Raw genomic sequence first — 18,162 nt, 5'->3', positions numbered from 1 at the left:
TGCTATAATGATGATTGGAGCAATAACACAGATAGCGCAATGAACACTGCGTAGTCCGCACTCCAGCCGATTCCCAGCAGGAATATCCCCCCCTATTCCCGCAAGAATTACGAATAGCAGGCCGACAATTCTTCAGTTCGGGCCTTCTGTTTCATGTCTTTCCCTTCCGGTATCCATACCTATAACGTCATACTTTAGGGCTTCACCTCTTGAATCGGATGAATATTTTGCAGGAAATCAGCGATTTCATCCATGTACCCCTTCTCGGTAATGTTTCTCGGCGCAAACAAGCTAATCAATAACGCACGCGTCGGAGAATCGGCCGTCGAAGTGGAAAGCATGGAGTGCTCCGTGTCAGGAAGTACTTTGACTCTCAGCAGTTCGGATGGTGATACACGTTCCCTGTAAACCTTCTCTGTTTCTTTCACATCTACGTTAATATCATGATCACCGAGTAAAAGCAGAACTGGGGAGCTAAAATTTGCAATATCCTTCGTTGCATCGGCGGAGTAGTTCTGGCTTACGAACTTCCAACGTTCCCTAGACATGGCATCTTTTTGGCCCGCAACGCTCATATATTCATCATAAGAGCTGCCAGCCTTTAACAGATCCTTAATTCGGATATCGTCGTTCACCTGTTGCTCTATATCATTCACGGAGCGTCCTTCCTTTGCCATTTGACTACGCGTGTTGTACTCTCCCTGCGTCAGCCAGTTGATTGCCGGAGAGACAAGAATACTAAAGGCTAGCGACTCTTTACCGGCTAGTTTAGAAATAACCCACCCTGCCTGGCTTGCGCCCCATACGCCTATGCGATTCGCATCGATTGCTGGTTGCTGCCTCGCCCAAGCTAATGCCTGCTGCGCTTCCTCCACACGATCATCCATACTTTGGTCCAACCAGTTGCCTTCCGATCCACCGATGCCCCTCTTGTCCAGCGAAAGTGAAGCATAGCCAAGTGCAGCAAGCCGTTCCCAGAGCGGTTTATACCCGTCATCATGTGTCGAATCAATGGGGCCGTCTCCATGAATGAACAACACTAAACCAACCTTGTCGCTATATTTCTCGGGTAACGTTAGTACTCCCGTCAGTTTACCTTGAGGGGTATCGATTTCCACGGTTTGTTCGTCCATGTCGAAGCTGTTTTGTTGTAGAATATACGTCCCGGTCCCTCCCAACAATAGCAGAATAATCAGGACCGAAATTCCCCATTTCTTTTTCACGCTACCTCTACATTCCTTTCTTCGCAAGCATGCCTATCCTTCGTGTATCATGTAATTCCATTCCTGTTCACCAAACAACCACCCCATGAATGTGCTGCGCTGTACTTCTAACGTCCGGAATCCCATGCGTTCATACAGTCGTTTGGCTCCAACATTGCTGCCTGACACATACAAGCTTGCATATCGGATCCCCGGCCTTGTCACTGCTTCGCGGAGAACCCATTCCAGCATCGTTTTGCCCACGCCTGATCCCCGAAACCGTTCATGGACGGATACATCGGCAATGTACATTTCTCCACGTGCCGGACGATGGCTCAAACATGCCAATCGTACAGCGAACCCTAACGTTTTTCCCCACCCAACTCCTTGAATCCCTTTCCATAAGGGAAGCAGGTCCATTACCGTTGTACTTGGACGCGGGATGCCTGAATGAGCCCGAAACTGAAGAGATAGGCTGCCGATGACGGATTCTTCCTGCATGGCAACGATGCGCTGGCCTTCTCCCCGTTGTTCATCTAACACGAGCAACCTTTCTAATAACAATTGTAACTGTGCGTTATTCAGCCCTGTACCAAACTGGATTTTGTTGCAAAAACCTTGTAGCAGCAGTTGGCTGACTGAAGCTCTGTGCTCCTCTTTCATTCGCTCCATGTGAATGACGGGATGGGTGATCATTGATTCTCCTCCCGTTTCGTAGCATCGTTGCCGTTGCGATCAGCACGCTCAAGCAGTTCGTAATATATGCTTTCTTGGGTGAATAGAGACAGGTACGACTTTTCCACAAGAATTCGTGGTCCGGTTAGAATAAGAGAGCTGCGATCGGCGAAGGCCTGAAATTGATTGAAGTGTTGCTCTAAGCCTTCCTCGCCTTGTATCGAGAACCGATAAGATAAATACTCGCCAGCTGGCAAAACCATGTCTCCTTCCATATCATGCACTTCCGTGCAAAGCATTACACGGTGGCCTCCCTCATACACGTAATGAATGTCCGCTTCAATCAACTCTGGCAACGTATCACCCTGTTGAGCCAACATTCGAGCATCCAGTTGGCTCTCGATGTCCTTTTCAAACCATGAAGACAAGACAAGCTGATTGCGTTGAGTAACCTGGAAGGAAGCAGTCTCCTGCCCATAGCGCTCGTTCTCGTCCAGCACCTTACAGATAAAATCGCTTAACGTTCGCAGCCTAGCCATCTCGACTTCTATCTTGTAAACAGACTGTACAAGCAATCCCTTCATGTCGTCGGGTGTCCCTTCTTCGCTCCAATCTCGGACGGCTTGTACGGACAACCCGACTTTACGGAGGAGCAAAATATGTGCCAACCGGTAAATCTCGTTGATGCCATACATCCGATATTGATTTTCATCGATATAGGACGGGAACAATATGCCTTTTTCCTCGAAATAACGAATTTGATGGACCGACACGCCCATCAGTTTCGCAAACTCGCTAATCGTAATTTCCTTTTTCAGCTATTTTCCTCCCCCTATCTCCTTTAATATGAACTAAGTATATACCTTAGGTCTGACCTAAGGTCAAGTCATAAAGGAGAAAAATAGACCTAGTCACCCACATTGGGTAGCCCGACGTTTCGATGAGCTACAGTCGTATTGCCCCTCCTCTCTTACCATCATAGAGTTCTTGCAACTTCATAAAAAACTCCCACTTTTTTAGTTTTTTTGTTTATTAGCAATCATTATCGTGGTAGTATTTCACATAATACTAACGTTCACCGTTTGATTACTGGACTATTCGTCATTGATACGGAATCATAGAAGAATTAATTATAAAATAAAACCACCAAAATAATAGAAAGGGGATACAACAAGTAATTAATATTAATACGACAATAACTTTACTTTTTATTTGTCTCTTCATTTATAACCTCCGCGTTCACTCCGATCAACGGGCCCATTATACGAGCGAGCCCCACCTACCAGAAATTGTTGAAGAGCAAGGGCCTTGGGCAGTCGATGTCACGACGTGGCAACTGCTCTGGGACAACGCCCCGCAAAAGTCTTTCTTTGGACATATGAAAGATCATATTAAGAACCAACAATGTACAAATTTTACCGAGGTTCAACGGGAAATTAACCGCTACATTCGTTACTATAATCATTATCGATAACAGTGGGGATTAAAAAATATGACTCCTGTTCAGTTCAGGAATCATCTCTTAAGTGCAGCTTAACATTCTTTTTTTCAAAGTGTCCAGTACATGGGTACCAGTTTATTCTATTCCTTCTTTTGAAGGTAAAAGAATGGGTGCGGGAATTAGTATTAATGGATCAAATTCCCCCCCTCTTCCTAACGATCAAATTAATGAGTACACTGCCGTAAAGAGTGCGAAAATTAATATAAATCTGAGTGGAGAATGCGTATTATTTGACAGCTACACCATCTATTCACGAGATATTGCCGCTAAAAATATTCATGCTTATCTTTTACTTACACCGATGACTTAATCGTTGTAGACCAATACGGACATATTACAATCCTTTGCGTTGTACTTAAGTCACTTGGGCTTGAACAATAGAGTTAATCGAGTGTGTCCGCGGCAGGAGGAATATACTATGAAGGAATTAAGCGTAAATTACATCAGGGATCATCACGGGTTCGATATCGATACTGGTAAATACTTTAATGGATACTTTGAGTCAGAGGGACAAACATATATTTGGGTCAAACAAGGTAACGATAATTTACCAAGTTTCGTTGAAGGGCAAACCTATAGATTAAGATTCAAGATACTCCGAGAACATATTCCTCAGATTTAGTTATGCATTATTGCAGTTGGCGATTTTGAGCATTATTTCCGCCCGTATCAACTGGGTAGTGATTCGAACTTCACAAGAGACTTCGTGAAGACGGGTCAGAAGTTGAACCGCTGGTTGACCATAATAGTTGTGGGTTGCAGTTCAAATTCAAGGATTTAGACGGAAACAAGTTTAATATATGGCAAGACGTAGCTCAAAATTAAAGAAGCGCCAAGCTCTCCTTCTGTTATGAGAAGAACTTGGCGTTTTCAATTGTCTCGATGAAATTTTATAAGATAAAACTGCTTTCGTGCTTCATTGAATTTTATGATTGTACAATGTAAAATATGTGAAATAACTAAGGAAACGGGATGATTTGGGATGGAAAACAGAATAAAAATTGTAGCTATTTCGGGAAGTCTTCGCCAAAAATCTTCTAATACAGCCCTTATGCACGCCATCATAGCTTTAGCCCCAGATAATATGGATTTTACTGTGTACGGCGGGTTGGGCGATCTACCTCATTTTAACCCCGATATTGACGTCGACGATGGACCTGAATCGGTCACAGAACTGCGTACACAACTTAACGAATCGGATGCCGTTCTAATATGTACACCGGAGTATGGGAATGGAGTACCTGGGGTGTTGAAAAACGCCCTAGACTGGCTAGTATCTTCAGGTGAGTTTATGAATAAACCGACATCAGTAATCAGCGCGTCTCCCACACCTTTGGGAGGTGACAAGGCGCATGCTTCCATTCTGCTTACGCTGAACATGATCAATGCTAAAATTGTTGAGGGGGGAACGATGATGATTTCCCATATTAACTTAAAACTTAATAAAGATGGCAATATCACTGATTCTAGCACAGAGCAGGGTTTACGATCAGTGCTAGAAGGGCTTGCAGTGGCTTGTGCAAACTAAGGGTCACCTTCTTCTTTATCGCAAATCTGTAGCCGGTCTTATTAGACCGGCTGTTTGTTCAACTAGCGTTCTGCGTTTAGCGGAATGATAGTATCTTGGAGCATTATTTTAATGGGTATCTAACTTCCATATCCATTTCTTTTAATCCATCATGAAAGCAATAATTGTGATCTGCTCCTGCAATACATAAAATTCGTTTACCTTGATGTTTATTTATTGTATTTTTGATTCTTTGTACCATAATTTGATTTCTACAAATCCATCTGAAGTTTTGCGAAATTGGGTTCAGCTCGTACAACCATTGATACTTTTGTCTTGTAATTTCGTCATACTGTTTCGAATTAAATGGTATTGGTGTAACATTCCATACTATTTTTTGTTTATCAAACCATTGCTCTAATTCAGCCTGAAGTTCGACTCTATGTTCTCCCTCGAATTTAATAAATGGATCGAAATCATTCCATACATCTAACTCGAACCAATCGACTGGTGAAAATACTACTTTATTTTCTTCACAGTAAGTGAATATCCAATCATAATATATACTTTCTGCTTCGCCCCAAAACAGTCGTTTGAATCTGTCAGATAAATAAGTATTCCATGTGCTCGGATGCACTTCACCACAAATGACATCTGGCTGAAACTCTGTGATTAGATTAGCATAATGATCTAAGGTACAATTATATCCCTCTATCCCGTACATTGTGCCTAGTATACCAACTACTGTCATTTCAACTCTCCTTAAAGACTTATTTCCTTATGCAACAATAGTTCTAGAACTATAGACTTTATCCTTCCTACATTTTCCTAATAAGTAATAGTTGCTCAAAAGTTCTTCCCGTTAAGGTAATAACGGCTACTTCGTGGCAGCCGTTTCAAGTAACGTTATCCGTTAGTTGAGAACTTGGATTGGCTTTATTTGATTCTTGAACATAATTGAAAAACTTGTTAATATGCGTTCTGAGATGGATAAAAGGAGTAAGTTATACAAGATTAAATTAAAAATAGTCTTAATTTTATTATCCTTCGTTTTATTACTCGTTACATTTTATGAATACAGTAAATTTGATGCAAAAAGAGAGCAGTTGTCACGTGGAGATTTACTCCCGGGGTTTAATTAAACTAATCAATCAGACTTGTATATTCAATAACTTTTTTCAATTAGACCATTTTGACTAAACTTTCGTTTCTTGAATGAAAAAAGGAGTTGCTTTCTAATCAGGAATTTCAATTATTTGTTCCTGTTCTTCAGTATTTAACTTTCCATTTTTGAATCGAATTTGCCATTTATCCGCACTTTCATCATACTTAACTTCTTTGATTACAAATATCGTAATATCAGCGTAAGCCTGCGTATTTATTGCCTGTTCGACAACCTGCTCTTCCAATAATGTGGCATTTATAGGTTTTTCACTTGTTATGAAGGATATCTTAGCACTCCTAGCCTGACCAGGATATGAAGTAAGAACCCCACCTTGAAACCAAACTTGCACCTGTTGACCAACTTTAACTTCATTAGGTACATTTGAAACCCATACTGCATCGTAAAATTCTTTAACTCCACCAGTAGAACTATAATTTTTGGGTTTGGAACTTACAACAAGAATTCTATTGTTCTCTACTTTAGTAATGTATCCTTGAATACTAGGAATTCCAATGTCATGATTTTGATCAATAAAGATTGTTTTTGACTGTTCTTGATATCTCACTGTTGCATCCATATTTTCTGCTATAAATCGAACAGGTACATAAGCATGACCTTGGTGGTTCAACGCTGTGTATTCGCTATTGTCTATCTCTTTGTTAACTCCATTAAATACAAATTTAACAGGAAATAAATATGCCTGAATTGAATCGGAAGCATAAACACCAATTGTTGCGGTTAAACCTATACCAAAGATTAAACCAAGAATAAACTTCTTCAGAACTCTTCACTCCTTTTTTAAGTCTTAGTAATTTAGATGTAACAAATAGTGAAAATTTCCATTTTAATTCATACACACGTTTACCTTTCAAATAACAACTCTCTACTGCCCGTTAGCTCAGCGAACAAAAAACGGATGCATTGGCATCCGCTGTTCCACTTATCGTTACCTCATGTTAGTTAAATCTTTCTAGAAATAGCCTGCCTTGGTTGAAGACCATCCATCAAAGTAAAATCTTTGAAATACTTGTGAATATTTCCTTTTATAATAAGCAAAAAATTAAGATCCAAAGAATGCATCCAAGTATAATTTGAACTCCACTTTCTTGAATATGAATGCCATTCCCACTCATCAATATTCCCGTAAACCCAACATAAGACATACAAGTAGCTCAAGTAATTTTGCTGTCATAATTATGCGTTCCTCTTATTTCTCTACGCAACTATTACTTCCTTATTTTGTTGCTTAACTGCCCATTCAACATTCAAAGGGTTGCCACGCGGCATCCCTTTGAATGTTGAACTATCGTTCTGCGTTATCGTAATGAGCTCTTTCGAATCCCCGATGGATCGACAGACTGCTGGCAGCCGGAGATCCCTATTTTAGTATCGTTCGCGTTAGCTTAGTGAGCTACGCCATTAATTCCGATGAGCTTTTACGAAGCTTGTAATAATTGTACTTCTCGTTATCTTCCCAAAAAGCTTCCAAATCGATTGGTGCCGTTAACTCTGGCACATACTGTTTTAACGAATGAATCCGTGCTTCTATTCCGTTCATCCCTACACTCCTTGTTTGAAATTGTCCACTTACACATTTTGCTTATCCTGCGGCATTTGGATTCCCTTCTAAAATTACCTCTAAATTTAGCAATTACTTTCCCTTTTCCATGTTTCTTTTGTACAATTCCATGAATATATATACCATTATTTTACATTAACGATTTACGAACAAATCATGAGGAGGTTATTAGTTAAAACAGGATTATTCATAAATTACACGTTGAAAACTTAATCATATTGTTCATGTTTCTATGACATCATTCATTTAACGGCGAAAACTTTCGTCATATAATAGATCAGGAATGAACGATTTGTATGAAATGAGAGGTGTCTTTTCATGAAGAAAATGGGAATAGGTCTGCAATTGTACACACTTCGAGATGAAATGAACCAAGACGCCACAACGACTTTGCACAAAGTGGCCGAGATGGGTTATGAGGGCGTGGAGTTTGCAGGGTATTACGATTTTAGCCCTGAACAGTTAAAGAAGCTGCTGAACAATCTGTCACTACAAGCCATTGGCAGTCATGTAAACATGGAGCGGCTGCGAAACCATCTAGAAGAAGAGATTGCTATGAATGTCGCTATAGGGAGCCGTTATGTCGTCTGTCCAGGAATCAATCAAGAACAACGACAGGCACTTCCCGATACTGTTGCTTTTTTTAACAAGTGCAGCGAGCAGTTTAGAAGACATGGCATCGAATTTGGCTTTCATAATCACTATGTTGAATTCACCGAAGCTTATGGGGATCAGATTTGGTTTGATGCCTTTTTTGGAAGTACATCCCCAACGTATATAAAGAGTGAGCTCGACGTTTGTTGGGTACATAAAGCTGGCTGCGACCCTATTGCTTACCTCGAAAAATATGCCGGACGTGTACCATTAATTCATTTGAAGGACATTCGCAAGTTCGCCGATGGCACTTATCAAACGTTAGAACTGGGGCACGGCGAAATGAATTTACCCGCCATCATGATGGCGGCAGCAAAGGCGGGAACCGAATGGCTCATCGTCGAACAAGACGATTGTGACTTGCCTGCGTTAGAAAGTGTACAGATCAGTAGGAATTGGCTAAGCCAAAATGATAAGTTTATGGAGGTCACTTAAGATGGCGAAAAAACTTAAAGGGGCAATTATTGGTTGTGGGGGAATTGCGTTCGAGAAATACTTCCCTTCACTTTCCAAGCTGAAGGAACTGGAACTGGTCGCCTTCTGCGATATTATTGTTGAAAAAGCAGAAAAAGCAGCGGCAGCATACGGTTCAACTGATGCAAAGGCTTTTTACGATTATAGAGAAGCCCTTGCAAATGTCGACATCGATGTGGTCTATGTATGTACGCCGAACGACTCGCATGCGGAAATCTCGATTGCGGCCCTTGAGTCAGGCAAGCATGTCATGTGTGAGAAGCCGATGGCAAAAACAGCTGCCGAAGCACAAGCCATGGTGGATGCTGCCAAGCGCACCGGCAAAAAGCTCTCGATTGGCTATCAGAATAATTTTCGGCCAGACAGCCGGTATTTGCAGCAAATTTGCGATAACGGCGAGCTCGGCGAGATCTATTTTGCCAAGGCTCATGCGATTCGCAGACGCGCTGTTCCAACCTGGGGTGTCTTTCTGGATCAAGAGAAACAGGGGGGTGGCCCTCTCATTGATATCGGCAGCCATGCGTTGGATTTAACGCTTCGGATGATGAACAATTATGCACCGAAATGTGTTTTGGGCAAGGCCTACCACAAGCTTAGCCGTAAAGAAAACGCGGCAAATGTCTGGGGACCGTGGGATCCGGAAAAGTTTACGGTGGAGGATTCCGCTTTCGGCTTCATCACGATGCAGAACGGTGCGACCGTTATCCTCGAATCCAGCTGGGCGCTTAACTCACTTGACACGTTAGAGGCCAAAACGACGCTTTGCGGTACGGAAGGCGGTGCGGACATGCGTGACGGACTCCGCATTAACAGCGAAAAGCTGGGCAGAATGACTACGACCACCATCGATTTGAGCGCGGGAGGCGTCGCTTTTTTTGAAGGCAAAGAAGAGAGTTCAAGCGACTTGGAAGCGCGGTTGTGGCTCGAATGCATCCTTCATGATACCGAACCGTTGGTAAAACCGGAGCAAGCGTTGGTTGTCACGCAAATCTTAGAAGCCATCTATGCGTCTTCGCAGACTGGCAAAGCCATTTATTTCGAATAGCCTCATGAAGCGCTAAGCGCAAGCACTAGCCGCCCTGTTGTTCAAGGGCGGCCACAGTTGTTTAAAGAAATTTGTGCGTACAATTGTCAGGAAAGTTTGTATAATTATGAAATATACACAAAGCATGAACGATTTGCGCAGACAAAGGAGAAAGCTGATGATGCATGGGCGCGAGGAAAAATTGCGAACTGAATCGATTGATGTAGCCATGGCACACCATAAGAAGCGCCATAGGAATCCTTGTGAGTTTCTAAATACATACATCATTAGGTTGCAAACTAGCGGTTACTGTGAGGCGCTGATTGATAACGAATATGTTGTAATTGAGCCTGGAGATCTGCTTATGTTTCGTCCTGGTGATAAGTACGAGCTTATTCTGAAAAACAACAGCATCGATTACTATGTGATTTGCAATGGAACATGGATTGACCAATGGTGGGACAATTTCACCCCTCCTCAAAAGTCAACCATACCGCTTGACGATGATCTGCTGAAACTGTGGAAACAGTTGGCGAAGGAAACGTTACGGAGGAATGGCACCATCGATGAATTGACCGATTATTTAATGCGTGTCTTTTGCTTGACTTTACAGCGCTTGCATGAAACCGCTTGCATTGGAAAAACATTAAGTCCGTCCTACATCGCCTATCAAATAAAAAAATTCATCGATCAGCATGCGACAGAGGCTCTCACCTTGGAGCGAATCGCCAAGCATGCGGGAATTAGCGTCTCTAGAGCTGTAAATTTGTTCAAAATCAATTTTGGTCAATCCATTATGAGTTATGCCATTGAAGTCCGCCTTGCTGTTGCGTGCGAACGTATTCGCTTCAGCGCAATGTCGCTTGATTATGTCGCTAAGTCAAGCGGTTTTAATAGCTATACTTACTTCCACCGGCAATTTCGCATGCATTTTGGACTATCCCCCCGGCAATATCGAGAAGAACAACAGAAACGTTCGAACCTCAGCATAGAACAATAGAAAGATCGCTCTACACTTGCCGAAAAGCAACAAGTTAAGAAGCGATCTTTTAAATTTAACTATTTCGTCAAGTTTATTGTGTCAATGCTGTTCACCGTATAGCTTGAGACATCGGATACATTTCCTGCGACATCCGTTCCTCTTGCGTACACCGTTTCATTTACAGAAACTGTCACAGGAGCTACGTAAACAGTCCATGCACCGTTAGCGCCCACTTTGTATTCCTTCGCTTCTGCATCGGTTGGATAAATGATCGTAATTATCGTATTGTTTGGCAATGAAATATCAGCTTCAAACGTTGGAACTATAGGTGCGTAGCGGCTACAACAGACGTTCCCTTCGTTACACTCAAGTTTACTGTAGTGTTTTGATTGACCCAGCCCGCCGGTGCATCATCTGTTGTCGTTGGTGGGATTGGTCACTCCTTGACCGTGCCAGAAGTTGTTTTTAATAAAGCTGAGTGTTCTGGAACCGTCATCGTTAAATGTTCTTTCGAAATATCGGAGATTCGTGTTCGACGCATTGTTATCATTGTTATAAAAAATGTTGTTCTTAAAGAAATTGTTTTTGATCGTGAACACGCCATTTCCGCCAAACAAATAAACAAACATTTCGTTCTCTGCAAATATGTTATTATAAAAGACTGAATTTTGGAACGACATGTTAGCTGCATACGGAGCGCTGCCTAAAGTTCCTCCACTATAATTACGAATGAAACGATTGTAACGGAAAATTGCCCCATCGGCATGGATGGAGTCCCTGGATGATGCATTTCCAGACCCATACCTTTGTTCGGAAAACACATTGCCTTCCAGCAGAATTCTATTGTTGGGGAAGATTTCGAAATTTCGGCTCCACTGGCTGTTTAATACATTGTTTCGTACGACAACATCGCTTACCGTATTATAATTCGTGTCTGCGTAAGAGAAATTCAACACCGTATGCCTTGCTTTACTAAAGTTATTTCCCTCAATTAACAATTTGGAGCTATTGGAGAAGGTAATCAAGTCGTCACCTAAATAAGCTTCTGTAACTATGTTGAATCTCGTGTTAAGCCAAACAGGTCATACGGAAGCGGCTTACAAGCTTTTGTTTCAAACGGATTATCCGTCTTGGCTGTACCAGGTTACCAAAGGAGCTACCTCGATTTGGGAGCATTGGGACGGCATCAAGGAGGACGGAAGCTTCTGGAGCACGGATATGAATTCATTTAATCATTATGCTTATGGCGCTGTTGGCGAATGGTTGTATCGCTGTGTTGCCGGTATTAATGTTGATGAAGATGCGCCAGGGTACAAGCATTTTCACATTAAACCGCTGCCAGGCCAAGGACTGATCTGGGCGGAAGCCTTCCTGGAATGCATGTATGCTGACTTTAGGATCAGGAACATATCGTTTCACCTATTGAAGATAAGGGCACCCTAATTGGGTGCCCTTATTGCTTCTCATCCTTTCAAGTTAAACCGAAACATTTCTTCAAACAACACGAAGTGGCTATCCAAAATCTCATCTGCCGTCAATTTAATGCCAGGAGCATCCAGTCCCATATTGGATTCAAAGGTCATACTCATGCCTCCGCAAACATGGTGGATCGCAGAAGTGAGATTAATCGAAGGATAAGGAAATATCCCTTCATCCACGACCATTTGATTCCGTTCCGCAAACGGAAGCTCTTGCTTCGCATATGCACCAACAAGACTATGGTTGAACGCCTGCTGTTTTTGCATAACGACATAGGGGAGATAGTGAATTTCGTAAAAATGATTTTCATAATTAGCTCCACCATGAAGCAAAATTGTGAAATCAGCAGCCTCTTGGTCAGCCAGACCAAGCAGTGCACTCGTTTCTAGAGCCATAGGGACAAAAAAGTTGTCGTGCATCAGGTTGACACCATCATCATTAAAATAGGAACCCAGATAATCTGCATGATCCTTAATCGGATGAACCGCCTTACAGTCTGGCCACGCGCATAAGGTGCCGTCTTTCCACGTCCCCTGCATATAGTAAACGAATTTCTCATAACTTACATCGATCATCGTATCAACTGGCAGCCGTGCCCTTCCATCAGGATTCATGCAAGGGATGAGGAGAAGCCGGAATCGATGGGCATTTCCATAGATATAATCATGCCGTTTCCCCCGATAATCCGTACCGGTTTCCAGCAGATGAATCAAATTCATGACAGCGACAATACCTTCCAATTCCCCGCCGTGTATCCCTCCGACAAGGAGCAGCACAGGTTTGCTATCTTCACCTTTACGTGCATAATGCTCCGAATTCCCCGCACCAGTAGCTGAACTGTAATTAGCCCTCCGGCCAAAGTCTTCCTTCTCTCCATATTCCACCATATAAATGTCTCTTCCACCCGCCGAGGATGCAAGTACTCGGGTGTTACCCAAGGTGACATTCGTTAGGTATTCCTTGATCTCTGCCAACCTACTTTTCCAAAATGATGCAACCAACCTGAACCCACTCCTACCCTAAGTCTACTTAAATTCATGCTATAGCCAATATCAGACTAGCAACAGCTGCAAGGTCAGCAAAGTTGATGATGCCGTCATTGTTGATATCCGCTTGTTTGTATAGGTGCCAGTTAGGATCAGCAGCCGTGCTTCCATAATGTGCGGCAACGATACCTAGATCACCAATACTGACTTTACCATCGCCATTCAGGTCGCCTGTAATATCTACATTCACTGAAACTGTAAAAGTTTGTACCGCCGTCTGTAACTGCGTGAGGGCTTGATCGACTTGCAATTGGGTAGCTGCAGATTGATTGGCTACTGCTTGCGCGCTATCGATAGCCGCTTGTAGAATGGCTTTCGCACCAGCCGGATACTTGCCTACTCCCGCTCCCTCTACAGCCGAATTATGTAAAGCTTGGCTGCTCATAAGCAGCGCTTGTAAGGCCGCTTTCTCCACAAAGGTAATTTGAACCTGATGAGCGGCAGCGTTGTTCACAATCGTTTCGATACCTTTTCCATCCGAGACAACTACGTTGGTCAAGTAAACGGAGCCTGTCACGGTTTGCGTTACTTCTTTGGCCTTGAAGTGCAGCTTCAGCAGATCAGCCGTACCCATTACCGCATTTGCCGCCCCCGTACTTGCCGCAATGATTCTCACTTGGCCCGGTGTCTTAGTTTGCTCTACAATCGAAAGCCCGCTTTGGAGAGACTCCACGGAAAGGAATTCATATTGAGTGGCATCATACTGCAAGGTTACATCCTGTGCATATACGCTTTGTGTAACCTGGCTCAATCCATAGGTCACATCAAATGACTGACCAGACATGACACTAGTGACTCCGGTTAATGTGGCTGTAGGTGCAGGTACACCTGTACTACCCATATAAGTAAGTGTATAGGTTCCCACAGTTCCGTTAAAGTAGAGGACACCCCCCTCTTCACTTACTGTTCCAACGGTGTCAACGCCATTACGACTTATTTTCCACGTTCCAGACACAAGATCAGTGACCACATATTGCATAGTGGTTTCTGTTCCGTACACCGAAAGCGTTACGCTGCCGTCAAGGCGATTGCCGGTCTTGCTGAAGAATACCGCATTGTCTGCGACTTTCGCGCCAACCATCCGCTCCATATCAAGCTTCTGCGTAACGAGCGGCTGTGTGCCATTGTTGTCCATGACCTGCATAACATTGAGGAAATAATCTGTTTGTGTCGGTGCATTCGGTGAAATCTGTACGCGCCATGCGCCTGCTTCAATGGAATTAGTTGCTGCCGGTCCTGATCTTGATTCAGGATAGTTCGTGCCAAACACTTCAAATTCGTGCCCTGGGCCTCCGACCTTCTCGATGTTGGTATTACCTGCTATAGGCAGAAGTGTTTCATTAACTAATTTAGAGTTATATCCATTTTCACCGCGTATAATGGTTGTTGTATTACCGTTTACTACTGGCTCCTCCATACTGTGCAGCAACCAATATTTTTTGAAATTCGGATTAGAGGCGGCCACTTTGTCATACACGATCATCGCTGCTGGATGCTGACTATTTTTTAAATTCAGGAAAACGAAGGAACGCATAGATTGCTTTACTTTCGCCGTATAAGCAGCTGTTAAATCACCTTTGAGATAACTGAAATTCGGAGTAAGTACATCAGGACCAAATTCGTGACCAAGCACCTTACCCATATAAGCGTCTTTTCCAACTAGTTCCTCCAGCTTCAACGCATCATATCCATTGTTCGCTCTGCGTTGTCCTCCATCGTTAGCTACAACTGCTCCCATCCAAGTTTTTGTTTCATTCGGATCATAGACTAACATCGTATTATTAGCGATTGCTTGTTTATTGTAATTTCTGTCATAATATTTGCCGTAGCCGCTTTCGCTCCCGTTGGCATCCCCTTCGTAAATGCCGCTATGTAGCGCGAGACTACCCTTATAATAAATGTTGAAATTCCCCATATCCTGATGTTGATGATTATTAAACATGTACCCGCCGACCTTCATCTCCGCTATCACCGCAGGTGAAGTTTTATTGATGGTTGCTCCAGTGTCCCAACCTGTACGAGCCATCATAGTGCCAATGGGAAACCCAAAATACTTCGTGAGCGGTAACTGCTGATCAGACTGCGTAGGCAGATTCATATCAACAAATAAAATCTCACTAACAGGATCGATCGTGCCAGGTTGGTATTGACGCAAAAATTCGTTTTGCAGATAAGGATCTCTATAATAAGAGGCCCCCAGCATGATCGTAGGCGCATACTTCCAGTACGTATCTCTAGCTGTATAGGTCGCTGAGAAGGAATCCCCCGAACGCATTAATTGTCCATCTGGACGCCTTTCATAGAGGGCACGATAAAGTCTGGCTCCTCCTTGCTGCTCATTGTAAACATTCTCAATCCCCATTCCCTTGAAAATCGTACGTGCCCACAGCTCCGCTTCCATTCTGGTTTGACCGTAGGAATCACCTTGAGTGTTCATATCGGCCATGGAGATAAAATCATTCGCTGGCACATGCTCCTGGAAAAACCGAAGCGCGGAATGCTGATACATATTCGGTTTCTCATCATAGATGGCCACTCCACCTGCAAGCAAATATTTTAATAGTTGATTGCCGCTACCGTGACTAACAATCGCACCCTGGTTGAAAACTGGATATCCGAGTTCCGTTTGGGATGCAATAAATTCTATTCGGTTAATGATCGTGGTTTTCTCTGCTTCCGTTAACAAATCGAAGCACCAATCATACACCATAGCAGCTGCGTTAATCGTGTCGCCAATTTGTGTATACTGACCAGGATCCGTAAACTGAATTGAGTTCAAATTATTCAGAAGCATCGTGATGGCCCTTCTGCCCCGCTGCGGATCACCTTCCAATAAATAGATCAAGGCGTTCGCATCAATCGCTTTACGAACAGCAATGGAATAGTTCATCGATTTCGTCCCTAGAGGTTCGACTGTCCCCTCTGGTACGGTAAGACCCAATTCGATCTTTGTCCACGAGACATTATCAGAAGATACATAAATGTCAAAGTATGACTTTCTTGTATGACCTGAATACCATGCGAGCCCTACGGATCCAACAGGCTGAATGGAGCCAAGATCATATTTCAGCCACTCCCCTGATCCCTCCGCCGACCATCTCGACTCCGGAGCCATGTTGCCGTCGATCGTCTTATCAGCGTCACCGCTGCTAGCAACCACACTTTGTACGGCCAATTTATTATGTACGCTCCCAGAAACGGTAGGATATATTTCCGTTTCAACGATGGAATTCCAGAGGCTGCCCGAACTGCTGCCATACCCCACGATTTTGACATAGCGCGCATTGTTAACACTCGGGAAGCTGTATGACTCGATCTCATCTGTTGTACCGCTGGATGTGCCTAAATAGGAAGCACTTTCACTCGTCGCAATCACCTTATTCCATACAGCATTCATCGGTCCCCCAACGGCTATTTTCTGCTGCAGGGCAGGAATATCGCCCTGTCTGACATAAAGGCGCGGATGTTCAGGCGGTGGCGTCGGAATTGTCTGCGCTGTTGCTGTGACAGCAGCAGGCATACGAATATCGGCATTCACCGCGTCAGACTCGAACAAAGCCAAGGGGTAATTGGTTGTCATATATCCCCCTAATGTGGCTCGAACGATATATCGGTTACCTACCAAACGGTTATTAATGGTGAAGCTCCCATCCGCTGCCGTAACTGCTGTTCCGAGAGAAACAAGATAAGAGGTATCCCCTTCCGCATAGACATTCAGTACCGCACCAGGAAGAAACTTCACATCAATCTCTGCTGCTTTCACTTTCCCGCTTATTGCGTATAACGGATCTGAAGCATCCACTGCTAGATGAAAATCCGCGTTAGACACATCGTTGTCCGTAACCGTTATGGGTACTACTACGCTCAAGTAACCTGCTTTATTAGCCTTTACGACATAAGCGCCGCTGCTTGGTACAATAAGTGAATAAGTACCATCAGGTAAGGTTGACATGCTTGCAAGCGGCGTAGCAAATGTTGTATCAGCAGCCGCATACAAGCTCACTGGTGTCAAACCAAGTGCCTCACCCGCCGTATTCGTCACTTTGCCCTTCACGCTTAGTAAAGTCTTGACGGTGATATCATCGATATAATAGGAACCAGAATTAGCCCCTGTAGCGAACGAGAATTGATCAATACTCGAAATACCCGCTGTAATTAAACTTTTACCAAGCATCGCAACAGTATTAGGACCCTCTCTCGTAATTCCATTGCTTAAATAGGAAACATGAGTTACATCCAACTGATCACTTGTCATGTGAACGTCATAAGTGCCAGCATTCATATCCAGTACTACTTTCATCGTATACCAACTGTTATCCGTGATAGCTGCAGACGCACTAGGAATAAACTGTCCGACAAAAGGATCCGCTTGAATTGTGTACCGGGTAGCTCCATTGTTCAGTATCGAGAAAGAAACAACCGGCTTCGATGAAGTATTAGTCCCCACCTTTCCATTCAGATTGAAGTTCAACACATTAAATGTATTCGTTGCATCCTTTTTAAATTGATATTTGGTTTCAAATACGAGTTTCCCGCTTGATATGGGAGTGAACGATTTCGTAATCGTGACACCGGCACTGCCCGAATCGGCATCCTTGAGCTCGATGCTTTTGTTCCCATTTCCAGCTGGATCAACAATGAGAGCGCTGCCACTGGAACCAGAAACTAGATATCCTGCAGGTGCTGCACCTGTCTGTTCCGTGTCGAACATATCATTGATAGGTAGCGTGACTACCGCCGCCTCAGCCCGTTGGGGCATGAATCCGATAAGAAAACCGCCGAGCATAGTCAAGCATAATACCATCGAGATCCATCTTAGATTGTTTCTAGTCAAGCAGCTGACCATTCCACTCACCCTTTCTCTTGGAGCATGG

17 protein-coding genes and 1 pseudogene are annotated in these 18,162 nt (G+C 43.5%); 8 read left to right on the top strand and 10 right to left on the bottom strand.

Annotated features, from left to right (window positions below; translation table 11 throughout):
• Window positions 1–194: 194 nt before the first annotated feature.
• Genes GC096_RS32920 through GC096_RS32910 form a run of 3 tightly spaced genes read right to left on the bottom strand, consistent with a single transcriptional unit; the run spans window position 195 to window position 2,677 of the window.
• Window positions 195–1,223, bottom strand: coding sequence for an alpha/beta hydrolase family protein (locus tag GC096_RS32920; protein WP_171636425.1), 1,029 nt, complete (start codon window positions 1,221–1,223; stop codon window positions 195–197).
• A gap of 33 nt (window positions 1,224–1,256) precedes the next feature.
• Window positions 1,257–1,898: a GNAT family N-acetyltransferase gene (locus tag GC096_RS32915; protein ID WP_171636423.1), complete on the bottom strand. Its 642-nt coding sequence runs from the start codon at window positions 1,896–1,898 to the stop codon at window positions 1,257–1,259.
• Window positions 1,895–2,677, bottom strand: a complete 783-nt coding sequence (locus GC096_RS32910) for a helix-turn-helix domain-containing protein (RefSeq protein ID WP_312886393.1) — start codon at window positions 2,675–2,677, stop codon at window positions 1,895–1,897. Before GC096_RS32910 ends, GC096_RS32915 begins: the two co-directional genes overlap by 4 nt.
• Before the next feature lie 437 nt (window positions 2,678–3,114).
• Between GC096_RS32910 and GC096_RS32905 the strand changes: the two are divergent.
• The 4 genes and pseudogenes from GC096_RS32905 to GC096_RS32890 all read left to right on the top strand — a co-directional run.
• Window positions 3,115–3,414: pseudogene (locus GC096_RS32905) on the top strand (IS3 family transposase); the annotation flags it as partial.
• Window positions 3,404–3,688 (top strand): hypothetical protein, encoded by a 285-nt coding sequence (locus GC096_RS32900; RefSeq protein WP_171636421.1) that lies wholly within the window; start codon window positions 3,404–3,406, stop codon window positions 3,686–3,688. The pseudogene GC096_RS32905 and the gene GC096_RS32900, both read left to right, overlap by 11 nt.
• A 108-nt stretch (window positions 3,689–3,796) precedes the next feature.
• Complete coding sequence (locus GC096_RS32895) at window positions 3,797–4,000, top strand: hypothetical protein (protein ID WP_171636419.1); 204 nt, start codon at window positions 3,797–3,799, stop codon at window positions 3,998–4,000.
• 360 nt (window positions 4,001–4,360) lie between these two features.
• Window positions 4,361–4,906 (top strand): NADPH-dependent FMN reductase, encoded by a 546-nt coding sequence (locus GC096_RS32890; RefSeq protein ID WP_171636417.1) that lies wholly within the window; start codon window positions 4,361–4,363, stop codon window positions 4,904–4,906.
• A gap of 103 nt (window positions 4,907–5,009) precedes the next feature.
• Here the strand turns inward: GC096_RS32890 and GC096_RS32885 are convergent, their stop codons facing one another.
• From GC096_RS32885 to GC096_RS32875, 3 genes are all read right to left on the bottom strand, one after another.
• A complete protein-coding gene (locus GC096_RS32885; RefSeq protein ID WP_171636415.1) occupies window positions 5,010–5,636 on the bottom strand; it encodes a hypothetical protein in 627 nt (208 codons plus the stop codon).
• 484 nt (window positions 5,637–6,120) lie between these two features.
• Window positions 6,121–6,756, bottom strand: a complete 636-nt coding sequence (locus GC096_RS32880; RefSeq protein WP_376769544.1) for a DUF3221 domain-containing protein — start codon at window positions 6,754–6,756, stop codon at window positions 6,121–6,123.
• Between the two features lie 705 nt (window positions 6,757–7,461).
• Window positions 7,462–7,608, bottom strand: coding sequence for a hypothetical protein (locus GC096_RS32875; RefSeq protein WP_171636411.1), 147 nt, complete (start codon window positions 7,606–7,608; stop codon window positions 7,462–7,464).
• 339 nt (window positions 7,609–7,947) lie between these two features.
• Between GC096_RS32875 and GC096_RS32870 the strand changes: the two genes are divergently transcribed.
• From GC096_RS32870 to GC096_RS32860, 3 genes are all read left to right on the top strand, one after another.
• Entirely contained in the window at window positions 7,948–8,718 is a 771-nt protein-coding gene (locus GC096_RS32870; protein ID WP_171636409.1) for a sugar phosphate isomerase/epimerase family protein, read from the top strand.
• A 1-nt stretch (window position 8,719) separates the two neighbouring features.
• On the top strand, window positions 8,720–9,802 hold the full coding sequence (locus GC096_RS32865; protein WP_171636449.1) for a Gfo/Idh/MocA family protein: 1,083 nt from the start codon (window positions 8,720–8,722) through the stop codon (window positions 9,800–9,802).
• A 157-nt stretch (window positions 9,803–9,959) separates the two neighbouring features.
• Window positions 9,960–10,781 (top strand): AraC family transcriptional regulator, encoded by an 822-nt coding sequence (locus tag GC096_RS32860; protein WP_171636407.1) that lies wholly within the window; start codon window positions 9,960–9,962, stop codon window positions 10,779–10,781.
• A gap of 59 nt (window positions 10,782–10,840) precedes the next feature.
• On the opposite strand, the gene GC096_RS32855 is transcribed toward GC096_RS32860, so the two are convergent.
• Window positions 10,841–11,059, bottom strand: coding sequence for a hypothetical protein (locus tag GC096_RS32855; protein ID WP_171636405.1), 219 nt, complete (start codon window positions 11,057–11,059; stop codon window positions 10,841–10,843).
• Window positions 11,060–11,173: 114 nt separating this feature from the next.
• Entirely contained in the window at window positions 11,174–11,788 is a 615-nt protein-coding gene (locus GC096_RS32850) for a hypothetical protein (protein ID WP_171636403.1), read from the bottom strand.
• Between the two features lie 28 nt (window positions 11,789–11,816).
• Between GC096_RS32850 and GC096_RS32845 the strand changes: the two genes are divergently transcribed.
• On the top strand, window positions 11,817–12,206 hold the full coding sequence (locus GC096_RS32845; RefSeq protein WP_171636401.1) for an alpha-L-rhamnosidase-related protein: 390 nt from the start codon (window positions 11,817–11,819) through the stop codon (window positions 12,204–12,206).
• Window positions 12,207–12,226: 20 nt separating this feature from the next.
• Here GC096_RS32845 and GC096_RS32840 read toward each other — a convergent pair whose 3' ends face one another.
• Together GC096_RS32840 and hepB are read right to left on the bottom strand one after the other, a co-directional pair.
• Entirely contained in the window at window positions 12,227–13,243 is a 1,017-nt protein-coding gene (locus GC096_RS32840) for a M14 family zinc carboxypeptidase (RefSeq protein ID WP_171636399.1), read from the bottom strand.
• 34 nt (window positions 13,244–13,277) lie between these two features.
• A complete protein-coding gene (gene hepB, locus GC096_RS32835; RefSeq protein ID WP_171636397.1) occupies window positions 13,278–18,092 on the bottom strand; it encodes a heparin/heparin-sulfate lyase HepB in 4,815 nt (1,604 codons plus the stop codon).
• Between the last annotated feature and the right edge of the window lie 70 nt (window positions 18,093–18,162).

Source organism: Paenibacillus plantarum (assembly GCF_013141695.1).
Lineage (GTDB): Bacteria > Bacillota > Bacilli > Paenibacillales > NBRC-103111 > Paenibacillus_E > Paenibacillus_E plantarum.
Note: the sequence above shows the minus strand (reverse complement) of the source record. Positions and strands in the feature narration are given on the sequence as shown.

Excerpts from the sequence above, each read along its gene's own strand:
- GC096_RS32870 (WP_171636409.1), top strand. The coding sequence starts at position 7,948 with ATGAAGAAAATGGGAATAGGTCTGCAATTGTACACACTTCGAGATGAA.
- GC096_RS32890 (WP_171636417.1), top strand. The coding sequence starts at position 4,361 with ATGGAAAACAGAATAAAAATTGTAGCTATTTCGGGAAGTCTTCGCCAA.
- GC096_RS32875 (WP_171636411.1), bottom strand. The coding sequence starts at position 7,608 with ATGAACGGAATAGAAGCACGGATTCATTCGTTAAAACAGTATGTGCCA.
- GC096_RS32860 (WP_171636407.1), top strand. The coding sequence starts at position 9,960 with ATGATGCATGGGCGCGAGGAAAAATTGCGAACTGAATCGATTGATGTA.
- GC096_RS32915 (WP_171636423.1), bottom strand. The coding sequence starts at position 1,898 with ATGATCACCCATCCCGTCATTCACATGGAGCGAATGAAAGAGGAGCAC.
- GC096_RS32885 (WP_171636415.1), bottom strand. The coding sequence starts at position 5,636 with ATGACAGTAGTTGGTATACTAGGCACAATGTACGGGATAGAGGGATAT.
- hepB (WP_171636397.1), bottom strand. The coding sequence starts at position 18,092 with ATGGTATTATGCTTGACTATGCTCGGCGGTTTTCTTATCGGATTCATG.
- GC096_RS32895 (WP_171636419.1), top strand. The coding sequence starts at position 3,797 with ATGAAGGAATTAAGCGTAAATTACATCAGGGATCATCACGGGTTCGAT.
- GC096_RS32845 (WP_171636401.1), top strand. The coding sequence starts at position 11,817 with ATGTTGAATCTCGTGTTAAGCCAAACAGGTCATACGGAAGCGGCTTAC.
- GC096_RS32865 (WP_171636449.1), top strand. The coding sequence starts at position 8,720 with ATGGCGAAAAAACTTAAAGGGGCAATTATTGGTTGTGGGGGAATTGCG.